Source organism: Frankia sp. BMG5.60, assembly GCF_059428125.1.
In genome coordinates, this window is the sequence record NZ_CM182091.1 from 1,372,003 (window position 1) to 1,395,645 (window position 23,643).

The 23,643-nt window shown below is 71.1% G+C and carries 25 protein-coding genes; 11 read left to right on the top strand and 14 right to left on the bottom strand.

From position 1 onward, the window contains the following. Positions 1-870 (bottom strand): SDR family NAD(P)-dependent oxidoreductase, encoded by an 870-nt coding sequence (locus AC5R91_RS05570; RefSeq protein WP_495396036.1) that lies wholly within the window; start codon positions 868-870, stop codon positions 1-3. 317 nt (positions 871-1,187) lie between these two features. On the opposite strand from AC5R91_RS05570, the gene AC5R91_RS05575 reads away from it, so the two are divergent. The 8 genes from AC5R91_RS05575 to AC5R91_RS05610 all read left to right on the top strand — a co-directional run bounded on the left by AC5R91_RS05575 (position 1,188) and on the right by AC5R91_RS05610 (position 8,709). After that, entirely contained in the window at positions 1,188-1,580 is a 393-nt protein-coding gene (locus AC5R91_RS05575) for an FAS1-like dehydratase domain-containing protein (RefSeq protein WP_495396037.1), read from the top strand. Then, complete coding sequence (locus AC5R91_RS05580) at positions 1,577-1,990, top strand: MaoC family dehydratase (protein ID WP_495396038.1); 414 nt, start codon at positions 1,577-1,579, stop codon at positions 1,988-1,990. Before AC5R91_RS05575 ends, AC5R91_RS05580 begins: the two co-directional genes overlap by 4 nt. 20 nt (positions 1,991-2,010) lie before the next feature. After that, entirely contained in the window at positions 2,011-2,784 is a 774-nt protein-coding gene (locus tag AC5R91_RS05585) for an enoyl-CoA hydratase/isomerase family protein (protein WP_495396039.1), read from the top strand. After that, a complete protein-coding gene (locus tag AC5R91_RS05590; protein ID WP_495396040.1) occupies positions 2,769-4,151 on the top strand; it encodes a phenylacetate--CoA ligase family protein in 1,383 nt (460 codons plus the stop codon). The genes AC5R91_RS05585 and AC5R91_RS05590 overlap by 16 nt, the downstream gene beginning before the upstream one ends. Positions 4,152-4,163: 12 nt before the next feature. Continuing rightward, a complete protein-coding gene (locus AC5R91_RS05595) occupies positions 4,164-4,547 on the top strand; it encodes a hypothetical protein (RefSeq protein ID WP_495396041.1) in 384 nt (127 codons plus the stop codon). Continuing rightward, complete coding sequence (locus AC5R91_RS05600; RefSeq protein WP_495396042.1) at positions 4,544-5,710, top strand: TIGR03857 family LLM class F420-dependent oxidoreductase; 1,167 nt, start codon at positions 4,544-4,546, stop codon at positions 5,708-5,710. Before AC5R91_RS05595 ends, AC5R91_RS05600 begins: the two co-directional genes overlap by 4 nt. A gap of 129 nt (positions 5,711-5,839) precedes the next feature. Continuing rightward, positions 5,840-7,000: an acyl-CoA dehydrogenase family protein gene (locus AC5R91_RS05605; protein ID WP_495396043.1), complete on the top strand. Its 1,161-nt coding sequence runs from the start codon at positions 5,840-5,842 to the stop codon at positions 6,998-7,000. A 221-nt stretch (positions 7,001-7,221) separates the two neighbouring features. Next, a complete protein-coding gene (locus AC5R91_RS05610; RefSeq protein WP_495396044.1) occupies positions 7,222-8,709 on the top strand; it encodes a recombinase family protein in 1,488 nt (495 codons plus the stop codon). A 346-nt stretch (positions 8,710-9,055) separates the two neighbouring features. Here the strand turns inward: AC5R91_RS05610 and AC5R91_RS05615 are convergent, their stop codons facing one another. The 5 genes from AC5R91_RS05615 to AC5R91_RS05635 form a co-directional block, all read right to left on the bottom strand. Beyond that, positions 9,056-10,597, bottom strand: coding sequence for a replication initiator (locus AC5R91_RS05615; RefSeq protein ID WP_495396045.1), 1,542 nt, complete (start codon positions 10,595-10,597; stop codon positions 9,056-9,058). Continuing rightward, positions 10,561-12,216, bottom strand: a complete 1,656-nt coding sequence (locus AC5R91_RS05620) for an FtsK/SpoIIIE domain-containing protein (protein ID WP_495396046.1) — start codon at positions 12,214-12,216, stop codon at positions 10,561-10,563. Before AC5R91_RS05620 ends, AC5R91_RS05615 begins: the two co-directional genes overlap by 37 nt. A gap of 96 nt (positions 12,217-12,312) precedes the next feature. Next, positions 12,313-12,657: a hypothetical protein gene (locus AC5R91_RS05625; RefSeq protein ID WP_495396047.1), complete on the bottom strand. Its 345-nt coding sequence runs from the start codon at positions 12,655-12,657 to the stop codon at positions 12,313-12,315. A gap of 9 nt (positions 12,658-12,666) precedes the next feature. Further along, positions 12,667-12,885 (bottom strand): hypothetical protein, encoded by a 219-nt coding sequence (locus AC5R91_RS05630; protein ID WP_495396048.1) that lies wholly within the window; start codon positions 12,883-12,885, stop codon positions 12,667-12,669. After that, positions 12,878-13,057 carry a hypothetical protein gene (locus tag AC5R91_RS05635; protein ID WP_495396049.1) on the bottom strand — a complete coding sequence of 60 codons (180 nt, stop codon included), beginning with the start codon at positions 13,055-13,057 and terminating at the stop codon, positions 12,878-12,880. Before AC5R91_RS05635 ends, AC5R91_RS05630 begins: the two co-directional genes overlap by 8 nt. A gap of 436 nt (positions 13,058-13,493) precedes the next feature. On the opposite strand from AC5R91_RS05635, the gene AC5R91_RS05640 reads away from it, so the two are divergent. Further along, positions 13,494-14,072: a hypothetical protein gene (locus tag AC5R91_RS05640; protein WP_495396051.1), complete on the top strand. Its 579-nt coding sequence runs from the start codon at positions 13,494-13,496 to the stop codon at positions 14,070-14,072. Then, positions 14,069-16,399 (top strand): WD40 repeat domain-containing serine/threonine protein kinase, encoded by a 2,331-nt coding sequence (locus AC5R91_RS05645; protein WP_495396052.1) that lies wholly within the window; start codon positions 14,069-14,071, stop codon positions 16,397-16,399. Before AC5R91_RS05640 ends, AC5R91_RS05645 begins: the two co-directional genes overlap by 4 nt. A 565-nt stretch (positions 16,400-16,964) precedes the next feature. Here the strand turns inward: AC5R91_RS05645 and AC5R91_RS05650 are convergent. The 8 genes from AC5R91_RS05650 to AC5R91_RS05685 form a co-directional block, all read right to left on the bottom strand. Then, positions 16,965-18,095 carry a methyltransferase domain-containing protein gene (locus AC5R91_RS05650; protein WP_495396053.1) on the bottom strand — a complete coding sequence of 377 codons (1,131 nt, stop codon included), beginning with the start codon at positions 18,093-18,095 and terminating at the stop codon, positions 16,965-16,967. After that, on the bottom strand, positions 18,092-18,949 hold the full coding sequence (locus AC5R91_RS05655) for a radical SAM/SPASM domain-containing protein (protein WP_495396054.1): 858 nt from the start codon (positions 18,947-18,949) through the stop codon (positions 18,092-18,094). The genes AC5R91_RS05650 and AC5R91_RS05655 overlap by 4 nt, the downstream gene beginning before the upstream one ends. A 335-nt stretch (positions 18,950-19,284) precedes the next feature. Next, positions 19,285-19,455 (bottom strand): hypothetical protein, encoded by a 171-nt coding sequence (locus AC5R91_RS05660; RefSeq protein WP_495396055.1) that lies wholly within the window; start codon positions 19,453-19,455, stop codon positions 19,285-19,287. 11 nt (positions 19,456-19,466) lie between these two features. Then, on the bottom strand, positions 19,467-19,688 hold the full coding sequence (locus tag AC5R91_RS05665) for a hypothetical protein (protein ID WP_495396056.1): 222 nt from the start codon (positions 19,686-19,688) through the stop codon (positions 19,467-19,469). Further along, positions 19,685-20,500 (bottom strand): SAM-dependent methyltransferase, encoded by an 816-nt coding sequence (locus AC5R91_RS05670; RefSeq protein WP_495396057.1) that lies wholly within the window; start codon positions 20,498-20,500, stop codon positions 19,685-19,687. Before AC5R91_RS05670 ends, AC5R91_RS05665 begins: the two co-directional genes overlap by 4 nt. Next, positions 20,484-20,900: a hypothetical protein gene (locus AC5R91_RS05675; protein WP_495396058.1), complete on the bottom strand. Its 417-nt coding sequence runs from the start codon at positions 20,898-20,900 to the stop codon at positions 20,484-20,486. Before AC5R91_RS05675 ends, AC5R91_RS05670 begins: the two co-directional genes overlap by 17 nt. A gap of 73 nt (positions 20,901-20,973) precedes the next feature. Beyond that, positions 20,974-21,123: a hypothetical protein gene (locus AC5R91_RS05680; RefSeq protein WP_495396059.1), complete on the bottom strand. Its 150-nt coding sequence runs from the start codon at positions 21,121-21,123 to the stop codon at positions 20,974-20,976. Between the two features lie 104 nt (positions 21,124-21,227). Then, a complete protein-coding gene (locus tag AC5R91_RS05685) occupies positions 21,228-21,383 on the bottom strand; it encodes a hypothetical protein (RefSeq protein WP_495396060.1) in 156 nt (51 codons plus the stop codon). A gap of 408 nt (positions 21,384-21,791) precedes the next feature. Here AC5R91_RS05685 and AC5R91_RS05690 point away from each other — a divergent pair, with 408 nt between their 5' ends. Further along, on the top strand, positions 21,792-23,033 hold the full coding sequence (locus AC5R91_RS05690) for a helix-turn-helix domain-containing protein (protein WP_495397902.1): 1,242 nt from the start codon (positions 21,792-21,794) through the stop codon (positions 23,031-23,033). Positions 23,034-23,643: the final 610 nt, after the last annotated feature.

The window sequence follows — 23,643 nt, forward strand, 5'->3', positions numbered from 1 at the left end:
TCAGAAGGCGGCGTAGCCGCCGTCGACCAGGATGCTGTCGCCGGTGTGGAAGACGGACGCGGGCGAGGCGAGATAGACGGCGATGCCGGCGAAGTCCTCCGGGCGGCCCCAGCGACGCACGGGCATGCGCGGCATCACCCGCTCGGTGAACCGTTCGTCGTGCAGGCCCTGGTGGGTCATGGGCGAGTCCGTCCAGCCGGGCAGGATGGCGTTCGCCCGGATGTCGTGGCGTGCCAGCTCCACCGCGGCTGCCCGGATCATCGCGGTGAGGCCGGCCTTGCTGGCGCCGTAGGAGTAGGCGCGGGCCTGCCCCTGCAAAACCGCGAGGCTGGACGTGGCGACGAGGCTCCCCCCGTTGCCGAAGCGCACCATCGCGCGGGCCGCCTCGCGCAGGGTCACGAACGCCCCGTCGAGGTCGACCCGGGTCACCTCGCGGAACTCGGCGAGCGAGGTCTCCAGCAGCGGGTGGAAACGGGACGGGACGCCGGCGTTGACGAAGCAGGAGTCGAGCCGGCCGAAGGACGCGGCGACCTCGGTCATCGTCGCGGCCACCTGGTCCTCGTCGCCGACGTCGCAGAGATAGCCGGTGGCGAGCCCGCCCGCCGCGGCCAGGTGCTCGACGGCGGCGGCGTTCTTGGCCGCGTTGGTCCCCCAGACGCAGACGTGGGCGCCGGCGGCGGCCAGCCCGCCCGCGATGCCCAGCCCGATCCCGCCGTTGCCGCCGGTCACCACACTGACGTGGCCGGTCAGGTCGAACGGGCTGCGCCCGGCGGGGGCGTCCGCCAGCACGGCACCGCCCGACGGCCGCCGAACCGACTCCCGCTCGGTGGTCATCGCCGGCCCCTCCTTCACCGCCGGTCCCAGGCTCACCGCCGGTCCTTCGCTCGCCGATCGCGCGTTCATCGCCGATCCCTCCTGTGCCGGAACCGCTTCCGGGTGCGGTGCCGACCCGACCGTAGGATCACCACGGTATTTTAGTCAACCATCGCGTCGGTCAAATAAACTCTTGACTGCGAGCCCCGCGATGGGGGACGGTCGGCTCAGTCCGACGTGACCCGCGCCACGGCCCAACCCCCCGCGAAACCGCCCCACCCGGCGGGCGGCTCTCCCTGACCGCCGCGGCCCGCGGACCAGCCACGTACCCTCGCCGCGCCCCCGGGCCGCGGACAGTTCCGACGGAGGTCGAGATGGACGAAAGCGCCAAGGGCAGAACCCTGGTGGAGGACGACCTCACGGTCTCCCCCGACGTGCTCGCCGCACTGGCTCGGGCCGTCGGCAGCCCCGCGGGGACGGCGACGGCGACCCTCGTGCCCTACTTCGGGGCGTCGGTCGGCGGCGAGTCGACCGCGGTCGACGGCCTCGGCCTCGACCTGTCCCGCGCCCTGCTCGCCGGCATCGACTACGACTGGCGCCGCCCCTTCACCCCCGGCGAACGGGTGCACGTGCGGGTCACCGTCCAGGACGTCTTCAGCAAGGGCGCCAACCAGTTCGGCCTGCTCGCCGCCGAGTTCACCGACGCCGCCGGCGACCTCGTGCAGCGCCAGACCGTCACCTTCATCGAGCGCGGGAGCAGCAAGTGACCCTGAACGAGAGCGTGGCCCCCGGCGAGAGCGTGGCGCTCGGCGAGAGCGTGGCGCTCGGCGAGCGCACGCGCGGTCCCGTGACCCGCGTGCAGATCGCCCGTTACGCCGGCGCGGTGGGCGACTTCAACCCGGTCCACGTCGACGACGAGTTCGCCCGCGCCTCCGGCCTGCCCTCGGTGATCGCGCACGGGCCGCTCACCGTGACGCTGGCGCTCGACGCGGTGGTCGAGCAGCTCGGCCCCCAGGCCCTGCGCTCGGCGAAGGCCCGGCTGTCCGCGCCGGTCTTCCCCGGCGACGAGCTGACGGTGGTGCCGACGGCCGACGGCGTCGAGGTGCGCAAGGCCGACGGCACGGTGGCGGCGACGGTGCGCCTGGAGACGGGACGCGCGGAGACGGGGGCGCGCTGATGGGGCACGAGTACATCACCGTGGATGACGAGCCCCGCGGCGTGCGGGTGCTCACGCTGAACCGGCCGGACCGGATGAACTCCTGGAACGCGGCGATGCGCCAGGAGCTGCGCGACGCCGTGGAGGACACCGCGCTCGACCCGGCGGTGCGCGTTCTGATCATCACCGGCGCGGGTGGGCGCGCGTTCTCCGCGGGCGAGGACGTCAGCGGCATGGGCGACCTCACGGCGCTTGGCACCCGCGGGTTCCGGGCGCACGCCCGGCGCATCCACGACGTCTTCGACACGATCGAGGCGATGGAGATCCCGGTGATCGCCGCCGTCGACGGGGTGGCCGCGGGCGGCGGGTTCGAGCTCGCCCTGTCCTGCGACTTCCGGGTGGCCGGCGACAACGCCCGGTTCGTCATGCCGGAGGCGAAGGTCGGCCTCATCCCCGGGTCGGGGGGCTGTTCGCGCCTCGTCACCTACGTGGGTCGCGGCCGGGCCAAGGAACTGGTCATGCTCGGCGGCACGCTGCGTCCCGACGTCGCGTTGCAGATCGGCCTGGTCACCGAGGTCGTCCCGGCGGGGACGGCGCTCGACGCCGCCCGGGGGATGGCCGACCGGCTCGCCACCATGGCGCCGCTCGCCCTCGGCATGGCCAAGCTCGTGCTCAACACCTGCGCCGACGTCGACGGCGAGACCGGTCGACGGCTGGAGCGCCTCGGCCAGAGCGTGCTCAAGACCACCGAGGACCACCGGGAGGGCGCCGCCGCGTTCATCGAGAAGCGGACCGCGCAATGGCAGGGGCGTTAGGCCACGCCGTCGACCAGCGGTTCTGGAACCGGGCGACGCAGACCGCCGATCGGGAACGGCTCGACGCGCTGCACCTCGCCCGGATCCGCCACCTGGTCGGCTGGGCCTACGACCACTCCCCGCTGCACCGGCGGATCTACGACGCGGCGGGGGTGAAGCCCGCCGACATCCGCACCTGGGACGACTACCATCACCGGCTGCCGTTCACCGACAAGCCCGACTACGTCCGCGACCAGGAGAGCTCGGAGTCGGGGTTCGGCGGTCTGGCGCTCGGCCCGGAGCACTGGCAGCAGTACTTCCACACCACGGGCACCACGGGCCGGTTCCTGCACGAGGCGTTCAGCCAGTTCGAGATGCACAAGGCGGGCACCCAGCTCTGCTACGGCCTGTGGGGCCAGGGCGCCCGGCCCCGGGACTCGATCTACTTCTGCTTCGACTTCGGCATGTGGGTCGGGCTGTGGACCTACTACTGGGGAGCGCGCAACCTCGGCCTGACCATCGTCTCCGGCGGTGGTGCCAGCGGGGAGCAGCGGGTCCGCCACATCCTCGAACGCCGCCCCGCCATCGTCTGCGCCACCCCCACCTACCTGCTGCACCTGGCCGAGATCGCCGAGCGCGAGGGCCTCGACCTGCGCCGCGCCGGGGTGCGCGTCCTGGCCGGCGGCGGCGAGGCCGGACTGTCGGTGCCGCGCATCCGGGAGCGGCTCGCCGAGGCGTGGGGCGTCGAGCGGATCCACGACGCCTACGGCATCGGCGAGGCGCTGTTCATCGGCCAGTCGTGCGACAAGTGGGCCGGCGGGGTGCACGCGATCGAGGACGTCTGCCACTCGTACTCGGTGGACCCCGACTCGGGCGAGCCGGTCACCGACGCCGACGGGGTCGGCGAGCACGTCATCACCAGCTACACCCACCTCGTGCAGCCGTTCATCAAGTACCGCACGCACGACCTCGTCCGCATCGACGATCGTCCCGACCACGGCTGCGGGTGGACGTGGAAGCACTTCCCCGGCGTCGTGCTCGGCCGGTCCGACTTCATGGTCACCATTCGCGGGGTCAACGTGTACCCGACCGCGGTGGAGAACCTGATCAGCGAGGTCCCGGGGCTGACGCACCACTACGAGCTGCATCTGTCCCGCCGCGACGGCATGGACCGGATGCTGGTGCGGGCCGAGGCCGCGGCGGGGGTCGGCACACTGGCCGACCTGGCCGCGCGGCTGTCGGCCCACCTGCGCGACAACCTCGGGGTCCGGCTGGAGACCGAGGTCGTCCATGCCGGGACGCTGCCGCGCTACGAGCTGAAGACCAGGCGGATCTTCGACGCCCGCGAGCCGGACGCACGAGCCGCCACCCCCGGAGAAGGGCGCTGAAGGATGGCTGGCGTGGCACAGGGAACGCGGACCCGCACGGATCTCGATCCGCTCCCGCCACCGGGACCGAACACCGAGCCGGGGCCGGGGCCGGGGCCTGGGGCGGAGCTGGGCGTCGACGTCGAGCGGCAGCGCGCCCGCCTGCTCGCGGTGCACGCCCACCTGGCGCGGGAGCGGGAGCTCGCCCTGTCGCCGGCGATCGAGCGGGCGCTGGAGACGGCCCAGATGTACCTGTTCCTCGCGCTGGGCTACGTCGGTCACACCGACGAGCTGTTCCCCGACGAACTCCAGGTCCCCGGCGAACTCCAGGTTCCCGGCAGGCTCCGGGTCGCCCAGGCCGCCTCTCCCTCGACCGATACGACCGCCACGACCGAAGCCCGGGAAAGCCGATCATGACATCCGCGGACCACAACGACGGCGTGCACGACGACCTGAACGTGCACGACGACCTGAACGTGCACGACGACCTGAACGTGCACGACGACCTGAGCGTGTACGTGTTGCCCGGGCGGGCCAGCGACCCCGCCCGCGCCCTGCGGGAGGCGCGCGACGCCGAGCGGGCCGGCTTCGGCGCGGTCTACGTCAGCGAGCGGCTCGACCTCAAGGAGGCCGGCGTGGTCTGCGGGGCGCTCGCCGCGACGACCGAGCGGTGCCGCGTCGGGACCGCCGTGATCCATCAGGGCACCCGCCACCCCCTCACCATCGCGGCGCTGGCGGCGACCGCGCACACGCTGAGCGGCGGCCGGTTCGTCCTCGGGCTCGGCCGGGGGCTGGGGGTGCTGGCGCCCTCACTCGGCGTCCCGCCGCCGACGCTGCGCGGGCTGGAGCACCTGGTGGGCGTGCTGCGGCGGCTCTGGACGGGCGAGGCGATCCGGGAGGAGGGGGCGGCGGGGTCGTTCCGCGGGATGCGCTTCTCCGACCTGCCTCCGGACGGCGCGCCGCCGGTCGTCCTCGGCACCATCGGGCCGCGTGGGCTCGACCTCGCCGGGCGGGCGTTCGACGGCGTCATCCTGCACCCGTTCCTCACCGTCGACGCGGTGGCCGCCTCGGTGGCGGCGGTGCGCGGCGCCGCGGAGCGGGTCGGACGCGACCCCGCCTCGGTCCGGGTCATCACCACCCTCGTCGCCGCACCCGACCTGCCGCCCGAGCGCGCGGACCTCGCGGTGCGGGCGCGGGCGGTCAGCTACTTCCAGGTCCGCGGCCTCGGGGAGCTGCTGGTCGAGCGCAACGGCTGGGACCCGGCGGTGCTCGACCGGCTGCGCGCCCATCCCACCCTGACCGGACGCGGCATCGCGGACACCGCCGTCACCCGCGACCGGCTGGTGGACTCCGCCGAGCTGATCCCCCCGGAATGGTTCGACACCGGCGCGGCGATCGGGTCGAGCGCCGCCTGCGCGCGGCGGGCAGCGGCCTACCGCGCGGCGGGCGCCGACGAGGTGCTCGTGCACGGCGCATCCCCGGCCGAGGCCGGCGCCATGGCCGCGGCCTGGGGCGCGCTGCACCCCCGCCCGGCCGCCGCACCCGCCCTCGCCGCCGCGGGAGGCGCAGCCGCCGGCTGACCGGTCCCTCGGGAAGCGAGCAATCCCTCAAGGAGCAACCACTCCCGTGAGGAGCGACCCGTCCCGCGAGGAGCAACCACCCGCGAGGAGCAACCAGGCCCGCGACGAGCACAGACAGGAGTCGCCGTCATGCAACGCACGCTCTTCGAGGCCGAACACGAGGAGTTCCGTGAGCTGGTGCGGACCTTCGTCACGAAGGAATGCCAGCCGCACCACGAGGAGTGGGAGCGGGCCGGCGTCGTCGACCGCTCCGCCTGGCGCCGGGCCGGCGAGATGGGCCTGCTCGGGCTCACCGTGCCCGAGCAGTACGGCGGCGCCGGGCTGAACGACCCCCGCTACGACGTGATCGTCACCGAGGAACTGGCGTTCGGCGGCATCACCGGACTCGGGCTGTCGCTGCACAACGAGCTGCTCGCCCCCTACCTGGTCGGCCTGACCACCGACGCGCAGAAGGCGCGCTGGCTGCCCGGCTACTGCTCCGGCGAGACCGTCACCGCCATCGCGATGAGCGAGCCCGGCGCCGGCAGCGACCTGCGCGGCATCCGCACGACCGCCCTGCGCGACGGCGACCACTTCGTCGTCAACGGCGCCAAGACGTTCATCAGCAACGGCCTGCTCGCCGACCTCGTGGTCGTGGCGGTCAAGACGGACCCGGGCGCCGGGCGGGGCTCGCTCAGCCTGCTCGCGGTGGAGCGTGGCACCCCCGGCTTCGAGCGGGGACGCAAGCTCGACAAGGTCGGCCTGCGCGCGCAGGACACCGCCGAGCTGTTCTTCGACGACGCCCGGGTGCCGGCGACGAACCTGCTCGGCGAGGAGCACCGCGGGCTGCACTACCTGATGCGCAACCTGGCGGCCGAGCGGCTGTCCATCGCCGTCGGCAGCGTCGCCAGTGCCCGGCGTGCCCAGGAGCTGACCAGGCAGTACGTCCGCAGCCGCACGGCGTTCGGCACCACGATCGGCAGCTTTCAGAACACCCGGTTCGTCCTGGCGGCCCTGCACGCCCGCACGCTCGCCGTCCAGGCCCTCGTGGACGGCTGCGTCCAGGCGAGGATCGCCGGCACGCTCACCCCGCAGGACGCCGCCGCGGCCAAACTGCTCGCCACGGAGCTGGAGTTCGACGCGGTCGACGCCGGGGTCCAGCTCCACGGCGGCTACGGGTGGATGGAGGAGTACCCCATCGCCCGGATGTACCGCGACGTGCGGATCACCAGGATCTTCGGCGGCAGCAGCGAGATCATGAAGGAGGTCGTCGGCCGCGCGCTGCGACTCGACGACCCCACCGCCTCCTGAACGACCAGCCTGCTCCCTCCGGCCAGCCCGACCCGGCTGCCCGACCGGCCAGACCCCTTGGCCGCTGGCGTTGATCTACGGAACCTGGCGGCAGCCGGCCTCGCGGCGACGTCCCCGCCCCGGCCCGGAGGGGTTGTGCGTGGGAGCGGCGCCGCCTGTCTCGTCCACAGGGAAGAGAGTGCGCGAATTACTATTTTGGTATGCGTTTGGACGGTTTGCGGTTGGGTCTGTACACCCGGTACTCGTTGTACGTAGGGGGCGACGATGCGCTGTTCCGCCAGGGTGAGGATGGGGTGGAGTTCGCCTCCGAGTTCGGGGGGTCGGTAACGGAGGTCTACCAGGAGCGCACGTCCGCGTGGAAGAAGAAGCGGATCACGCTGCCGGACGGGCGGATCATTACGCGGGTGGTCCGTCCGGAGTTTCAGCGGCTGTTGGCGGATCTGCGGAACCGGAAGATCGACGGAGCCGTTGTCTATGATCTTGACCGGCTGACTCGTGATCTTCGTGACCTGGAAGACGCGATCGAAGTAGCCGAGGTGTACGGCTGTCCGATTGTGGGCCCCGGAGTCGATCTGACGAACGACTACGGCCGCAACGCGGCCCGTAGTCAGGCGGTGGGCGCGCACAAGGCGAGCGTGGACACGTCGCGACGTGGGAAGCGTGCCCACAAGCAGTGGCAGGAGCAGGGCCTGTCACGCGCGACGGTCCGCCCGTTCGGTTGGAATGATGATCGGCTGACGTTGCGCGAGGCGGAAGCGGAGGCGATCAGGTCGGCAGTGGTCGACGTGGCGAACCGGGTGCCGGTGTCGGACATCGTCACCCGGTGGAACGCTGCCGGGTTGACGGGCAGCCGGGGGAAGCCGTTCCGGTTGACGAAGGTTCAGCAGGTGCTACGGAACCCGCGGGTGTGTGGGTGGCGTGCACGGACGGTGCACACCGCGAATCCCGACGGAACGATCAACACCCGTAAGGAGATCGTGACCCGGAAGGAGACCCAGCCTGACGGGAAGATCGCGGAGGTTCCCGTGGTCGGGAACTGGGAGCCGATCGTGACGCCGGCCGAGTGGGAGAAGATGATCGCAGTGTTGGGTGATCGTCACATCCGGGAACGCGGGAAGAACGCGCGGGTGCACCTGCTCAGCGGCATCGCCAGGTGCGGCCTGTGCACCGGCGGCATGCGATGCAGCCCATCGAGGACCGGGGCGAGCATCTACCAGTGCAAGCCGAAGACCCAGGGGGGATGCGGAGGGGTGGGCCGCAAAGCAGTCTGGGTTGACGATCACGTTCTGTCTGCGCTGTTCCACAAGATCGAAAACGAGTTGCGTGCAGCGGACGCGACGGTCACCCCCGAGGCACCCCGGTGGGACCGGCACGCCGAGTGGGACGAGGTACAGGAGAGCCTGACGGCGTTGCGGGACGCGTGGATGAGCACACCCCGACGGATCAGCCCGAAAAGCTACTTCCGCGATCTTGAGATTTTGGAGGCACGCGAGCAGGAGCTGGAAGAGGAGCGGACGCGGTTCCTCGCCTCGACCACGGTGGGCATCAAGACCCGTCCGGCGGACATCCGGGCGGAGTGGGATGACTACACGTTGCCACGCCAACGGCAGATCATCGCCGAGCATCTACATGCCGTTGTGATCCATCCGGTCGGCCGGGGGCGTCAGACGTTCGATCCCTCCAAGATTGAGCTCGTGTGGCGCACCTAGTCCGGAATGGTAACGTTGAGTAGTCGTCTCATGTGGTCACGGCGTTCCGCAGACCAGGGCGGAGCCGTGGCCGCCTGAGCGGCCCCCCACGCTTCGACCTCCGGAGCAAAGACCCGCCGACGCCGCACGCCGGGCCTGATATCTGCCCCCGGAGACGTGGCAACCCGCCCACCCACCCCCACCGTGGGCAACCGGACAGCCTCACCGCCCCCGGCCAGCGGAGCCGGGTTCCCAGGCAAGTCGGAACCTTCGGTGCTCATTGCTGGCACGGCCAACACCGGGGATACGTCCACCGGGCCGCTATCCGATTGCCAGTCGTCAAACGGAAGCATCGCGGCTACGCCACTCATCGACTGGCCTGCCACGAGCCAGGCACCCGCACAGCCGCCCGTGGCGGACCGGTCGGGGACGGCCCGTCGGTATCGGACGCCCGTTCCGAACCCCGACCCGCGTAGGACCAGGCCCCGATGACGACGGTACGAGGATCGCCGTCCGGCCTGCCGAACGCATCGACAGGCAGACCGCCGGACATGACCGCCGCCATCGTCCGCGCATAGACACGCCGGGCCCCACGCAACGCCCCGAACGTCGTGCTGTACCGCCTCGACTTGGTGATCCAATGGCCACCGAAGCCGAACCCATGGGACCACCGATGCAGACCCGGAAGCCGCCCAGGCTTGCGACCGGCCGCCTCATCCAGCGCCACCGCGAAACCCTCGACGCCGCCGAGCGCCCAGCAGGTCTCCACCATCCGCCGGGCATGACCGTCCAGGGCCAGCCGGGCCAGGTGCGCGAGGCTACGCACCGGCCGATCCAGCAACCCCGACCCGGTCACACTCTTCGTCAAATACTTCGCGAGGTAATTGGCGATCTTGCCGGAGGAGTCGGGCCCGTCAACCGCAAGCGCCCGCACATCCATCTGCGCACCCCAGCCGACCGGCAGCACGCCCGCCGGGTCCGCCGGGTCCGGTGCGTCGACCGCGACGCCGGCCGCGACCTCCCGCAGGCAGTCCGCCACCAGGTCGAGGGAAGCCCAACCAGGTGGGGGAACGATGTCGTCCGGGGTTGCGCCGCGCCCATCCACCCGGATCACCACATGCAGGTGCACCAGGCCCCGGGCCTGCATCTCCGCCGCCTTCACAAACGTCACCCGCACCTCGCGGCGCAGCGCCGCCACCGACCGGCCCGACGCCACCGCCAGGGCGCTTTCAAGCCGGTCCCGCGTGACCTTCCACAACATCGGCAGCATGGCGTTCCAGATCACCGCGCCCGCGTAGTCGAAGCAGTCCGCGCACAGCGGCTTACCGAGCTGGCGGTCACCGTCGCCGTGCCGGGCATGGCAGCCCGCCGGCCGACCATGCGGGCACGTTCCCCGCCGAGGCCGACACGCCCGCGCCTGCCCGCCCTTGCCCACCGACCGACGCGAATGCACCGGACCGAAACTCGGCGCCGTCAACGTCACGAACAGCGCCGGATGATCCACAACATGGGCGGGTAGGCCGTCACCACCGGTCAACCCAGCCAGCACCAGCCGCCGCGCGTCACGCTTGTACGTCTGCGAACAGGCCGGACACACCGACTCCCGCCGGTTGTTACACCGAACATGCACCACATTCCCGGGCTGCCCCGCCGAGGAGAACGCCCGCCGCACCTGCCCGGTCTCCCGGTCCACATGATCCGTATGTCCACGGAGGCGAATCGGCGACGAGCAGCCACCCGCCACCCGCCGATCATCGGAAAGTATTTGGACAGTCACTGTGAGTACCTCGCGGGGGCAGGGTCCAACGCCCGGTGCCGACGAGATCGGACCGGGGTGAACGGAGGCAAAGAAAGGGGGGTGCGGTGACGCCGTCAGCGGCGCCGGAGCTGGCTTTCCCAGGCGCGCCACGCCGCCTCAGCCGCGGGACTCCCGTCGTCCAGCGCAGGCGGCAGCGGTATCGGCCGGGGCGCCGGAGGCGGAGGCAACGGCCAGCCGCGCAACGGGATGGTCGGCCCATCCCCGTCCCCGTACCGTTCGGTCGCCGGCCGGGAGCGAGACGCGGGGGGCGGGACGGGTGGGGCGGCTGGACCCGGAGTTGGGGGAAGGGTCGGAGTCCAGCCGGGGGCCCGTCGCGCCGGCGGGGGGCCCGGGGGCGACGGTGGCGGGGGTGGGGTGACGGGTGGCCGGTGGTGGGTGGCCATGGCCCGGATGTCGTCGTCGGTCAACCACCCCGCCCTCACCCGCACCGGGGTGGGGTCACCGTCGACCAGGACATAGCCCACCCCGGGAAGGCCGCGGGGAATACGCTCGCAGAGCGCCCCCCGGTCGTAGGCGCCGCCGCCCAGAACCATGTCCGCCTGTGCCTTCTCGGTCATCCGCAGGGCGACGCGGATCGGGAACAGGTCCCGCATGGAGATGACTTCTTTGCGGGGGTCCTGCACCGCGCCGACGACCACCACCCCAGCCGCCCGCCCCTGACTCAGCAGCAACGACAGGTTCCCGCCGATCTGCTTCTTACGCTCCGCATCCGCCACATAGGCCGTCAAACTCGCGATCTCATCCACGAGCACGACCACCAGCGGATCACCAGGCGACGGGGTATGCAGCCGGGACACCCCACGCAGCCGACCGGTCCGCCTGTTCATGACCTTCACCGCATCGGCAAGAAGATCATTAATACTGTCGACGTCGCAGGCGAAACGCTCGAACAACGGTTCCCCGAAGCCGAGTTCCATACCGCCTTTCGGATCTACCGCCCACACCTCGACCAGGCCCGCGCGGATCGCCGGGGCCAACCCCCGCACGATCGACCACAACACCGAGCCCTTACCAGCGCCCGTCGCCCCGGCGACGAGGACATGCGACCCGCGCAACGGCAACAGCCACGCCGTACCGTCCTCCTTCGCACCGACCGGCAGCCGGTCCAGATCCCCAGGATCACCCGGCGGCAGCAGGTCCGCGCGGACCGGGCGACCGAGGACCTCCCGGCGGACCAGGACCAGCCCGACCCGGTCGGCGCGGGTCAGATCAGGGGAGATACGCAGCTCCCGCAGTTTCAGGGTCGCGGTCAACCGGGCCGCCACCTGATGCAGGTCCTCGACCGACATGCCAGGGGTCAGGATGATCCGGATGTGCCAGCCGGCCGCGCCGCGCCGCGCCCGGCGGACACGCGGAGTACGCCCCATGATCCGACCAGGGGTCTCCAGCCGGCACGCCCGGCACGCCGCCGCCCACCGCCGCCGCAGCCCTCCACCGAGCAACCAGCCCAACGCCGCCCGCCGGACCACCGGCACCACCGCGACCACGACCAGCAGCACAAGGAACAGCCACCGGCCACCCGTCGGCCCGACCAGCGCGACGCACCGCCGATACACCAGCAGGACCGCGACCAGCGTCAACGCCTCACGCCGCCAACCCCACACATGCCGACCCACATGCCGGACCGCCAGCTCAAAGACCGAAGGACGCAAGGCAAGCCGGTACTGATCGGGCCGCAACCGACCCCGACGAATCTTGAGCACGGCCACGGCGACCGTCCCCCCTTCCCGACCTCACCAGACGACAAAAGGGGGTGGTGGTGCGAGGTCACGGCACCACCACCCCCCGACCCGCGGGAAAGGCGTCTAGTTCTTGCCGGCCGGCGGTGTCGCCGCAGGCGGGGCCGCCGGCAGGGGCCGGACTTCCCGCGCGCTCCACGAGATGCCATGGCGGTCCGACATCGCCCATTGCGTCCCGAGCAGGCCGACCAGCGCCACCGGCATGCCCACGCTGACCTTGGGCGCCTCACCGGCCACCTTGATCTTGAGCAAGGAAGCGGTGTCCTCGAAGGTCACCGCGACCTGCACCACGAACATCGGCAAGCCGTCCCGGTTCGCTTTCGGCTTACCGTCCATGTCCACGTCCGGCGTCGCCGTCGACACGGCCACCACGTTCGTCAACAACGCCTCGTTCACCGGAATCACACGCATAACAGCTCCTTAGCTGGGAGAAGAACCGCACGGACGCACGGTCCCGAAAATCGTCGAGTGATAGTCAGCCGACGAGCACGACACCGTCGGCGGAGGCGTCGACGTACGGTCGAGGACAGCAAAGGCCAGCGTGACGCCGAACGCGAGAGAGAACAGCGCCGCCATCCACGCACTCAGCGCAAGGACCGCCAGCAAATCCGTACGAAGGATCGGGGTGTCCTCACCCACGGCGGGTCACCTTCGCAACGAGCCAGAACACCGCAATGACGATCAGTGCAACCGCGATGACCGCCGCCCAGGTCCCCGCCGACGACAGGAAGAACAAGCCCAGGTACAGCGCCCAGAACACGAACACCCAGAACGTGAAACCATACGACCGGCGCACGTAGTATCGAGGCACGACAGAAAACCCCCAGAACAAGGCGGGTGGACACGGGAAGGCCGGGAAGCGGAAACGTTCCGCCGCCACTTACTCTGCCCCGCGTGCCGCCTAACGAGAAGGTTCCACAGCCGGTTATTCCGCGGAATTACCCGGCGCTCAACGCGGCGTACACGGCACGCCGAGCCGGACCAGCCCCGGACTGCACACGGAGCACCCCACCCGGTCCGGCCACGGACCGGGCACGGAGTACACCCGGACCGGGCGCCTCAACTCCCACCCAACCAGCCCTAGCCGGCACAGTGTCACCGTCCGATCACGGGTGACGATGTGGATGCGGAGCAGAACCGGACTCAGCACGGACCCGACCCGGAGCACACCCGACACAGCCACACCGGACCACACCCGGAGTGGAACCGGAGTCCCGGGTCGGGGCGACCAGGAAGGACCCCCGCCGATGACCACCGAAGGCGATCGCACCGCCGCGCTGCATGCCTGCCTTGCCCCTGCCTACAAACGCGGCATCCCACACGCCGCCGACCTCGCGCTACACGCCGAAGTCAGGCCGCTACTCAACCTGCTGGTCCCCGCCGACGGACAGGCCAGTGACCATCAGCGTGCCCGCACCGCCCACCGAATGATCGTCACCGCCGTGGCCGCGCTCACCACCCCCCGCGCGGACGCCGCCGCGATCATGCTCGGTCTGGTCTCCGCTCCACCCGGCCAGGACCGAGGGATCACCGCGCGGAAGGAGATCGCCGCCCGCAATCACGGAATTTCTGCCGACTGGTTCACCCGCAGCGAGCTGGAACCCATGACCCTCGCCCTGGCGATGGAACTCGACCAGCAGCTACGCCGCAGGGAGGGACACACCAGGACAGACCCCTACCGGCACCGTGACCCTGCCACCCTGCCCCCACCACCACCGGCCACCAGCTACCGCCCCCGCCCCCGCCCCGCCACCACACCCCCAGCCGCCAGCCCACCGGCCGCCCCGACACCGCCCCGCCGCGATCCCCCCACCGAACAGCCGTGACCAGCCCCGAGCCGTTGCGCGTCGACGACCCCACCCACATCGGCCGCTACACGCTGCGCGGCCGACTCGGGTTCGGGGGGATGGGCATGGTCTACCTCGCCAGCGACCCCACCGGCGACACCGTGGCCGTGAAAGTCATCCGCCCCGAGGTCACCGGCAACCCGATGTTCCGGGACCGCTTCCGCCGGGAAGTCACCGCCGCACGCCGCGTGCGCGGGTTCTGCACCGCCGCCGTCCGCGACGCCGACCCCGACGCAAACCCCCCCTACCTCGTCACCGACTACGTCCCCGGCCCCACCCTCAGCAGAGCCGTGCGCACCACCCCGCTCAAAGGCGCCGAGCTCGAACAAGTCGCGGTCAACATCACCACCGCGTTGGCCGTCATCCACGGAGCCGGAGTCGTCCACCGCGACCTCAAACCCAGCAACGTCATCCTCTCCCCGACCGGGGCCCGCGTCATCGACTTCGGCATCGCCACCGCCCAGGACATGACCATGCTCACCGGCGAACAGATCGGCACGCCGGAGTACATGGCCCCCGAAGCGTTCGACGGGGGCCCACCCAGCCCGGCCGGGGACATCTTCGCGTGGGGCGGTGTCGTCCTCTACGCCGCCACCCGCACACCGCCGTTCCCCCACGAACCCGCCGCCCTACTCCCACACCGCATCCGCACCGAAACCCCCGCCCACCTGCACCGACTCCCCGAACCGCTTCGCAGCACCGTCACCGCCGCCATGGCCAAACGTCCGGAAGACAGGCCGACCGCCGAACAGCTTTACCGCCTGCTCACCGGACCCGGCCCCACCACCATCCCCCCTCCCGGCCCGGACACCGACCGATGGCTACCCGACGTCACCCGACCCCTCAACCCCGCCATCCACACCGCCCGACCACCCACACCCCCGAGCCCGCCCGCCCCCGCCAGCACGCCACCACCCCACCGACGCCGCACCCTCATCGCCGGGTCAGTCGCCGCCGTCGCCGTTCTCGCCGCCACCGCGTTCACCCTCGGCGCCGAGCACCACACTGCAAGCGGCACGCTCACCGCCGCCCAGCGCACCACCGCCGGCCGCACCCTCGCCGCCGCCGCACAGGACACCACCGACCCGGCCCTCGCCGAACGTCTCGCGCTCGCGGCATGGCGCCTCAACCCCGCCGCCAGCGCACACGCCTTGCTGTCCACCACCATCGGGCGGCTACCACCGCTCAGCACAGCCGGCCATGCCGGACCCATCACCACCGCCGTCGTCACGGCCGATGGGCGGACCCTGGCCACCAGCAGCAAAGACCAGACCGCCCGCCTCTGGGACCTCACCACCCCCGGCGACCACCCCACCCCACTCGCCACCCTCCCGCACGCCGCCGCCGTCACCGCCATCAGCATCAACACGCCCGCCACCCTGGCCGCCACCACCAGTAACGACAACACCCTCCATCTGTGGAACACCCGCAACCCCGCCGACCCGACCCCCGCCGGCACCTACACCCTCCAGAACGCCGGCCATCCCATCGCCGCCATCTTCAACCCCGCCGGCACCGTGCTCACCCTCACCACCAGCACCGGCAGCATGCTCACCCTCAACATCACCGACCCCGCGCACCTGACCATCCTCGCCACCGTCCACGCCCACGACGACGCCGCCACCGCCCAGGCCATCCCGAACAGCGCCGCCACCCTCGCCACCGCCAGCACCGACGGCACCGTCCGACTCTGGGACCTCACCAACCCCCACACCCCCCAGCCGATCGCCCGCATCACCCCCACCACCACCCCCATCAACCTCGCCATCAGCCCCGACGGACACACCCTCGCCACCGCGGGCGTTGATGGCACCGTCAGCCTCTGGAACATCCGCCAACCCACCAACCCCGAACCCCTCACCACCCTCACCCCCGCCCCCACCGCCGACACCCCACGAACCAGCAGCCTCACCGACCTCAGCGGGCTCACCAACGCCGCCACCGCCGTCGCCTTCAACCCCGCCGGCACTCTGCTTGCCACCGCCGACGCCACCGGTGCTCTTCGTCTCTGGAACCTCACCGACCCCCACAACCCCCACCCACTTGCCACCCTCAACGCACACACCGCCGCCATTCGCGACCTCACTTTCACCCCTGACGGCACCCGCATCCTCACCGCAGGCGACGACAGCACCGCACGACTCTGGGAACTCAACCCCACCAACCTCTCAAGGCGCGCCTGTACCACCACCGATAACCAGCTCACCCCATCCGAATGGACCCGATACCTCCCCCACGTCCCCTACCAACCCCCCTGCTCCACCGCCACTTCACCAGCGCCCGCCACACATTTCATCCGCTCGTGAACGAAGCAGCTTTCGAAATGGAATCCGCGCCGCCGTTGTCGGCAGCCAGAACGACCACATACAGCGAGCCGATGGGGCAGTCCACACCCCACCCACCTCACTTTCCGATACGCGAAACGGGCATGCGATCGCATTCGAGGGCCGATGTACCCCATCCCCGCATCGCAAACGCAGACAGCGCGCAGCCAGCGCGCCTGACGTTGTCCCAGTGGCATCCGCCCGCGTCGCCGTGTCGAGGTCCTGACCGTCTGACGTAGGACTCTTGTCCCGCACCCTTACTGCCGCGATGCGACACCGGGCGACGGGCTGAAGGGCTGAAGGGCGACGCTAGGGGGTAAACCCCTCGGGTTAAACGTATGATGCGGGTTACATCCCCGGATGCCCTGACAGGAGTCCGTCCCGCCGGCCTCGGACCGGCCCCCGGGAAAATGCAATCTGCCCGCGTCCCCGCACCAGATCAGACGCCCAGCGGAGGGGAAGCCCTCGCCACCCGGCGGCGCGCGCCGGTACCGCGCGGGAAGGCACCGCAGGGTGGCGAGGGAACAGGACGGGGCTGGACGCGTACCTACGTGGCCGCCGCAGCGGAGACCTTGGCCTTCCAATCGCCGAAGGAGAGCCGGATCGAGCCGTCGTCGTCGATCACCGCGCGGGCGCCGAGGACCGGTGTCCACCCCCGCCGGAGCCAGTCATCCCGGACGCCGTCGAGCACATCCCACAGCCGGCGCGGCCCACCCTGGTGGACCGTCGGGGATTCGGCGCCGACCGCGGTCGCGCGCGCCCATGATCCGTCCGGGTGGGCCATGAACGCGGTGTGCCGGCCCTCGGGCCCGCGCTGGTAGCGGTGCCGAATGCCCGGGACTTCCAGGGTCAGCATGGTCGACAGTTCCCAGGCGTCGCCGACGTCGACGACCGGGTAGCGGCCGGTTCCGACGTGCTCACCGTCGCGTTCGTCGAGCTCGTCGGTATCGATTGCGGATGGAGGGTAGTCGTGGCTGGTGCGGCTGGCCATGAAGCCCGCCCAGTCCCGTTCGACTTGGCCGACGACGCCATTCGGGGTTTTCGTCGCGGTGATGATCATCCACGTGCCCTGGATGGTGGTGACCAGTCGGCCACCCGGACACAACGCCTTCAGCCAGCTCGGGGGGATGTGCGGCACCGAGACCATAGAGACGATCCGGTCGTACTCGCCTGGCAGCGGGCCGGTGGCATCCGCGATCAGGGCAGTGGGGTGCAGGTCGAGGGCGGCCAGGCGCCGCGCCGCCGCCTCGACCAAGTACCGATCGACGTCGACCGTCGTGACGTGCTCGTCGCCGTAGCGGCGGGCGAGCAGCGCGGCGCCGTACCCGGAACCAGTGCCAACGTCGAGGACGTTCAGGCCCTCGGCCAGCCGGCCATGCTGGTACATGTGCACGACCAGGGACGGCATGGTCGAGGACGAGGTCGACCGGCCCTCGGGATGATCTTCCTCGGTTGCATGATCGGCGTGGAGTGTGCCGACGCGGGTGACCAACGACTGGTTGGCGTAGGCGTCCGCGATCGGCCCGCGGCGCAGAACCAACCCGTTGTCGCCCCGTGTCCACCAGGCGGGCACGAACTCGTGCCGCGGCATATCGGCGACCACCGGGTGCCAGCGGGAGCCGGGATGAGTGATCGTGTCGGCGAGCGCGCGGGCGTGGGTCTTCCAGTCGGCCGTCATGCGATGTTCGGGTCGGGCTCGGGATGGACAGGTCCGCAGGGCGTGGAGTCGTCCGGCTGACACCCGTCGGCCGTGCGGGGCCGCGGCACGGAACCGACCGCGGCCCGCCACCGATCCCCGGCCAGCAGATCGGCTAGCGACGCGGTTCGGACGTTGCCGCCATCGCGGTCGGTCATGATGCAGGGCGTGATCCTGCCGTCGGGCTGGATCGCCGCGCGGCCGAGCCCGCACCGCCCGCAGCCCCCCGCCGTGGCACCCCCGCCGACCGCACGGCCGAAGGCGCGGACCTCGCCCCGCCGGATGTCCTTGGCATCAAGGCCGAGGCCGAGCAGCTCGGAGTGCGCCGCGTCGACGTCGCCGCTCCCGATATCAGTGAGAGCGACGCGCAACGGGATATCGCGCCGCAGCGCCTCTGCGATGTGCCTGCGGGTGAGAGCGTGGGAACCGCGCACGCCCGTGACCTGCTCATGCTTGACCGGGTCGGCGGTGTAGTAGCTGGTCGCCAGGCTCACTCCCGGCTGGCCGAAGAGCGTCCACAGGAGATCGGACACGCGCACCAGGTTGGTGAACACCTCGACGTTCAGGCCGACGCCGAGCGCCCGGTCGACCAGGTCGGGCAGGCCGGGGTGCAACGTGGGCTCACCGCCGATGAACGACACCCGGCGGACCCCGTGGGCGGCGGCGGCGTCGATCGTCTGCCGCCAGTCGTCGGTGGTCATCGATCCGTGCGTCCCGGTGGGGCCGGACTCGGCGTAGCAGTGATCACATTCGAGCTGGCAGCGCCCGGTGATCACCAGCCACAGAAAGTTGATCTTCTCAGTCTCGGTCTCGGTGATGGTTGCGGTGGGGGGCATCGCGTCTCCTTCGATTCCTTCGGGTCGGGTCGGGTCGGGTCAGTCTGTGGGCCGGTCCCGGTGGGAAAGCGGGTGCGCGGACCACTCGCTGATCAGATCTGGGTGGATCGACAGGAGGTCAGCGAGGAGGGCGCGCACCGCCGGCCATCCGGCACGTACCACCCTCGTGCGATTCTCGGAGTGGCGGAACGCGAGACCACCGGGGACTACGGCAAACTCAACGGTCGGGGCGCCGGGCGGCGCTGCACTCGGCCGCCACCACGTCGCCGTCTCCGGGTTCACCCGGGCATCACCGGTAAATGATGGCGGATCGTCCCCCGTGAGGTTCTCGCAGTTCACGGGTCGATGTACTGGTCGACCCAGACTGTGGGCGTCTTGTCGCCGAAGATCTGTCTCGTTCTCTCCCGCTCCTTCGCGCGGACCCGCTGCTTCGCCGCCTCCCACTCCTCTGCGGTGATGGGCTCCTGCACGAAGTCCCGCGCGTCGGACTCCTCGTCCTCGTCCACTTCCTGCTCCGTCACGGGTCGATGTAGCGGTCGATCCATACCGCCGGCTCGCCGTCGCCGAACAGCCGCCGCCGCGTTTCCTCGTCCTCTCTCCGCTCCTCCTCGCGGATCGCCGCGACGGTTTCCGCCGAAAACCCTCTGAAGTTCCGCATCTTTTCGTTGTGCTCTCGGTCTCGGCGGGCCTGGTACTCCTCGTCCGTCTCATCCGGACCGCTCGCGACGGGATCGGTCATGGTTTCCGGCCGATGGCCCCGTAGACACTGACCTGCGCGTCGGTGAGGTTCTCCATGGTGGTGTCGGGGCGCCAGCGGTGAACGACCTGCACACCCGGGTCGACGAGCTCCAGACCGTCGAAGAACCGCGCGACCTGCTCGTGGGTACGCAGCAGCATGGGAACCTGCTGATCCCGATAGGTCTCCGCGGCGCGTTCGGCGGCCTCGTCGAGGTCGCCGGTCGCGTGGGACAGCGTGAGGTAACTGCCCGAGGGCAGCGCCTCGACGAGGCGAGACACGATCGCGTCGGCCTCGTCGTCGGGCAGGAAGTGCAGGACCGCAATCAACGACAGCGCGACCGGCTGGGACAGGTCCAGCGTGCCCAGCACCGCGACCGCCTCCAGGAGCGCGGGCTCGCCGACGTCGGCGGACAGGTAGGAGACGCGGCCCGGCGGGGCGCTGGTCAGCAGCGCGCGGGCGTGGGCGAGGACGATCGGGTCGTTGTCCACGTACACCACCCGGGCGTCCGGGGCGACGGCCTGGGCGACCTCGTGCAGGTTCGGCGACGTCGGGATGCCCGTCCCGACATCCAGGAACTGCCGCACCCCGGCCTCGCCGGCCAGGAAACGGGTCACCCGGACCATGAACGCCCGGTTCTGGCGGGCGGCGACGCGCAGGTTCGGGAACCCTGCGAGGGCCTGTTCGGCGGCCTTCCGGTCGGCGGGGAAGTTGTCTTTCCCGCCGAGGAGGTAGTCGTACATGCGGGCCGAGTGCGGCAGGTTGGTTCGGAGGTCGAGGCCCGGTCTCCGGGTCTCATCACGAGCGGTGGTCATCAGGGTCCTGGTGTTGTGACGGGGTGAGATGGTCGAGGGCGTGGGAGCGCATCGCCGCGACGATCTGCTCCCACACCGAGGCGGGCAGGCGGACGCGGTGCACATGAACATGGCCGTGGATCAGCTCGACGTGGCCGGCGTGCATCCGGACGTAGCCGCGGGCGAGGTCGCCCTCCCACCGCTGCCAGCTCTCTCCGAGCCGGGCGAACCGACCGTCGCGAGCCTCGCTAAGCAGCGCCGACCAGACCGGCCCCGGCAGGGGCACGAAGTTCTCGTGGCCGGCGAACCGGTAGGAGACGACGACGTCGGCGTCGATGCGGGTGAACGTGCACGCGGGGGCGCACGCGGGGGCGCACGCGGGGGCGCACGCGGGGGCGCACGCGCCGGCGGTCCGGTCCACTGACAACTCCTGTCGAGATGGGGCCTGCCCACCCGGTGCGTTTGCAGGCGCGGGCGGGCAGGCGATCAGGGCATCAGGCGCGTGCCCCGGCCAGCGCCTTCTGCGTACTCGTGACGCCCGTGCCTCCCTCGCCACCCGCGAGCGCGGTGAGGAGCTCCAGCACGAGCACGCCGAGGGACGGCGCGAGCGAGCGAGTGGCCGAAGCGAGCAGGTCAAAGAACACAGAGTCTCCAGGTCATGGAATGGGTGGGGCTGCCCTACCCGCGGGGGTTTCCGCGCGGGTAGGGCAGGTTCGGGGGCCGCCGGGTGGCCGCCCGGCGGCCGGTCTCAGGAGTCGGCGACCCGCTCTAAGGGCACCACCCGGTATCCGGCGTCAGTCCGGCGGCGGGCGTACTCCTCGGCGGCACGAGCGGTCGGCCACTCGGTCAACACTTTGATCGGACGGTCGTCGAGGTCACCGAGGATGGCGACGCCGAACTTCACGACGTCGCCATCCGGAACGCGCGCGGTCCGGGGCCAGTTCAGTCCTGGCCTGCGGGTGGGAAGCGGAGGGGAGGGGGAGGGGGAGGGAGCCGACGACGAAGGGGCTCCCTCCCCCCGTGCCGTGGCAGCACCCTGGACGTCTCCCCGGCCCCGATCCCCTGCGACGGGCAGGCCGGAGACGACGTCCTCGACTGTCGGGCGGCCACCCACGGCGACGGCCAGCACCCCACGGGAGCAGTCCGATGGCATTCGAGGCCCCCTTGGCGAGTCGGTGCCGGCTGGCACATCCGCCGGTGGGGATATGACACACTCCGCACCAGGCCAGCCACAACGTGTGTGTGGTGTGGGTGTGGGGCCACACCACACCCCGCGAGCAGGGGGAATGCCGTGGAGTCGTGGAAGCTGGAGATGGCCGAGTTCGCGCGGCGGATCACTGAGCTACGCGGTAGCCGATCCGTACGCGGCTTCGCCAGGGACGCGCGCGTTGACCGAGCCGACCTGACCCGGGTCGAGCAGGGCGAGCTGCTGCCATCTGAACGTATGGCAGCTCGCCTCGATAGCTATTGCGCCACCGGGGATGAGCTCTCACGCTGGAGACGACGGATCCACGCCATGCGCACCGGCCTGCCGGTGCCCCCCACGGACGAGGAGGTGGGTCCGACGGACCGCCGTGAATTCGGCCTGTTCGGGGCCGCTGCTGTCGCCGCGCAAATCTCCGGGCGTATCTCCGCCGCCTCCGCGATCGCCCCGCCTGACCTGCGGACGATCGAACAGGACATCCACCGGATCGCGCGGGCGTACGTGTCCACACCGGCGGCGATCCTGGCCGCCGACGCCGAGCGGGAATGGCTCTCCGTCGAGCAGATGCTCGACGGCCGTGTACGCGGGAAAACTCGCACGATCCTGGACTTGCGCGCCGGCCAGTACTCCATCTACCTCGCGCTGACGGCCAACGACCTAGGCGAGCAGACTGCCGCCGACACCTACCTAGACCTCGCCGGCCAGCATGCGCAAGAGGCCGGAGACCGGCTGCTGTCCGACTGTGTCGCCGCCGTTGACAGCTCGTTCGCGTACTTCCGGGGTGATCCGTTCCGGGCGCAGTCGGTGGCCGCGGAGCGGCGCCGTGACGCCCATCCGTACGCCCGGCCGATGCTGGCGGTGTGCGAGTCGCGGGCCGCGGCACGTGCCGGCGACGAAACGACCGCCCGCGCCGCCCTTGACGACATGTGGCAGCACCTGTGGTCCGGGCCGGTGCTGCCCGGTGAGGTGCGGGTTGATGAGGAACAGGCCGTCGGGCAGACGGCGGCGATCCTCTCCGGGACGGGGGACCCTGCCGCCGAGGGATACGCCCTGCGCGCGATCGCGGCGGACCGGGCTGCCGGGCGGATGTCGGAGCTGGGCGGCTCATACAACGCGCTCGCCCGCTGCTACCTGCACCGAACGACGCCGGATCCGGAGCGGGCAGCGGCAGCAACGCGCAGCGCATTAGAGGCGGTCGGTGACCAGCGCACGTCATGGGTGGTTCGGCCGGCCGCGCAGACATGGCGACGGCTGGATACCCGATGGGGATCACTGGCGGCGGTGCAGGACCTTGGCGAGCTCGTGGCGGCGGCGCAGCGGCCCGCGCTTCCGGCCGGAGCGGACGTCTGACGCGCCCGCCCTCGCTGGAGGAGCTCGGCCGCCGGGTCGCCGCAGTCCGACCCGGGGTTCGGTGACGGTTCCGGCTGTATCCACGGCGTGACCGCAGACGCGGTACCGCACTGGGTGTAAAGGGAGACCCATCGCGAATTTTCTTTACGGTTTCAAGGCGCGCCTACGGCGCGCGGCTGTGACCTGCCGCACACGCCGTGCGCGCCGCGCCGCCCCGCCCGAGGATCTCGCCACGCACGACGGGGCCCCGCCTCCCTACGGTCGGCACCCCGTCGGCGGGTCGGATCCTCGGGTGCGTCGTGCGCGTCGTGCCCGTCGGAGCGTCAGCCCCCAGCCCAACCCAACGGCACAAAAGGCGCCTACGGCACTCAGCCTCTCCAGAGCACGGCCAGGACCACCCCGATTCCCGCCGGCCCCTCACCCGGGATTCCCTTTCCCACGGATGCCGCATCGTTTAACGGCCCGGCAGACACGTCAAGGGCGGCTACGCCGTCGCACGCGATCATCCTCCGGATGACCCTTGACGTGCCCACCGGTCCGCTAAAAGCGGCACCTGGGAGGGAAAGGGAGAAAAACGCAACGGCCGCACGAGCTCCTGTGGCCCGCCGCC

Bases quoted from the DNA above. Each gene is read 5' to 3' on its own strand.
- AC5R91_RS05575 (WP_495396037.1), top strand. From the start codon at position 1,188: ATGGACGAAAGCGCCAAGGGCAGAACCCTGGTGGAGGACGACCTCACG.
- AC5R91_RS05590 (WP_495396040.1), top strand. From the start codon at position 2,769: ATGGCAGGGGCGTTAGGCCACGCCGTCGACCAGCGGTTCTGGAACCGG.
- AC5R91_RS05600 (WP_495396042.1), top strand. From the start codon at position 4,544: ATGACATCCGCGGACCACAACGACGGCGTGCACGACGACCTGAACGTG.
- AC5R91_RS05605 (WP_495396043.1), top strand. From the start codon at position 5,840: ATGCAACGCACGCTCTTCGAGGCCGAACACGAGGAGTTCCGTGAGCTG.
- AC5R91_RS05625 (WP_495396047.1), bottom strand. From the start codon at position 12,657: ATGCGTGTGATTCCGGTGAACGAGGCGTTGTTGACGAACGTGGTGGCC.
- AC5R91_RS05640 (WP_495396051.1), top strand. From the start codon at position 13,494: ATGACCACCGAAGGCGATCGCACCGCCGCGCTGCATGCCTGCCTTGCC.
- AC5R91_RS05650 (WP_495396053.1), bottom strand. From the start codon at position 18,095: ATGACGGCCGACTGGAAGACCCACGCCCGCGCGCTCGCCGACACGATC.
- AC5R91_RS05655 (WP_495396054.1), bottom strand. From the start codon at position 18,949: ATGCCCCCCACCGCAACCATCACCGAGACCGAGACTGAGAAGATCAAC.
- AC5R91_RS05665 (WP_495396056.1), bottom strand. From the start codon at position 19,688: ATGACCGATCCCGTCGCGAGCGGTCCGGATGAGACGGACGAGGAGTAC.
- AC5R91_RS05670 (WP_495396057.1), bottom strand. From the start codon at position 20,500: ATGACCACCGCTCGTGATGAGACCCGGAGACCGGGCCTCGACCTCCGA.
- AC5R91_RS05690 (WP_495397902.1), top strand. From the start codon at position 21,792: ATGGCCGAGTTCGCGCGGCGGATCACTGAGCTACGCGGTAGCCGATCC.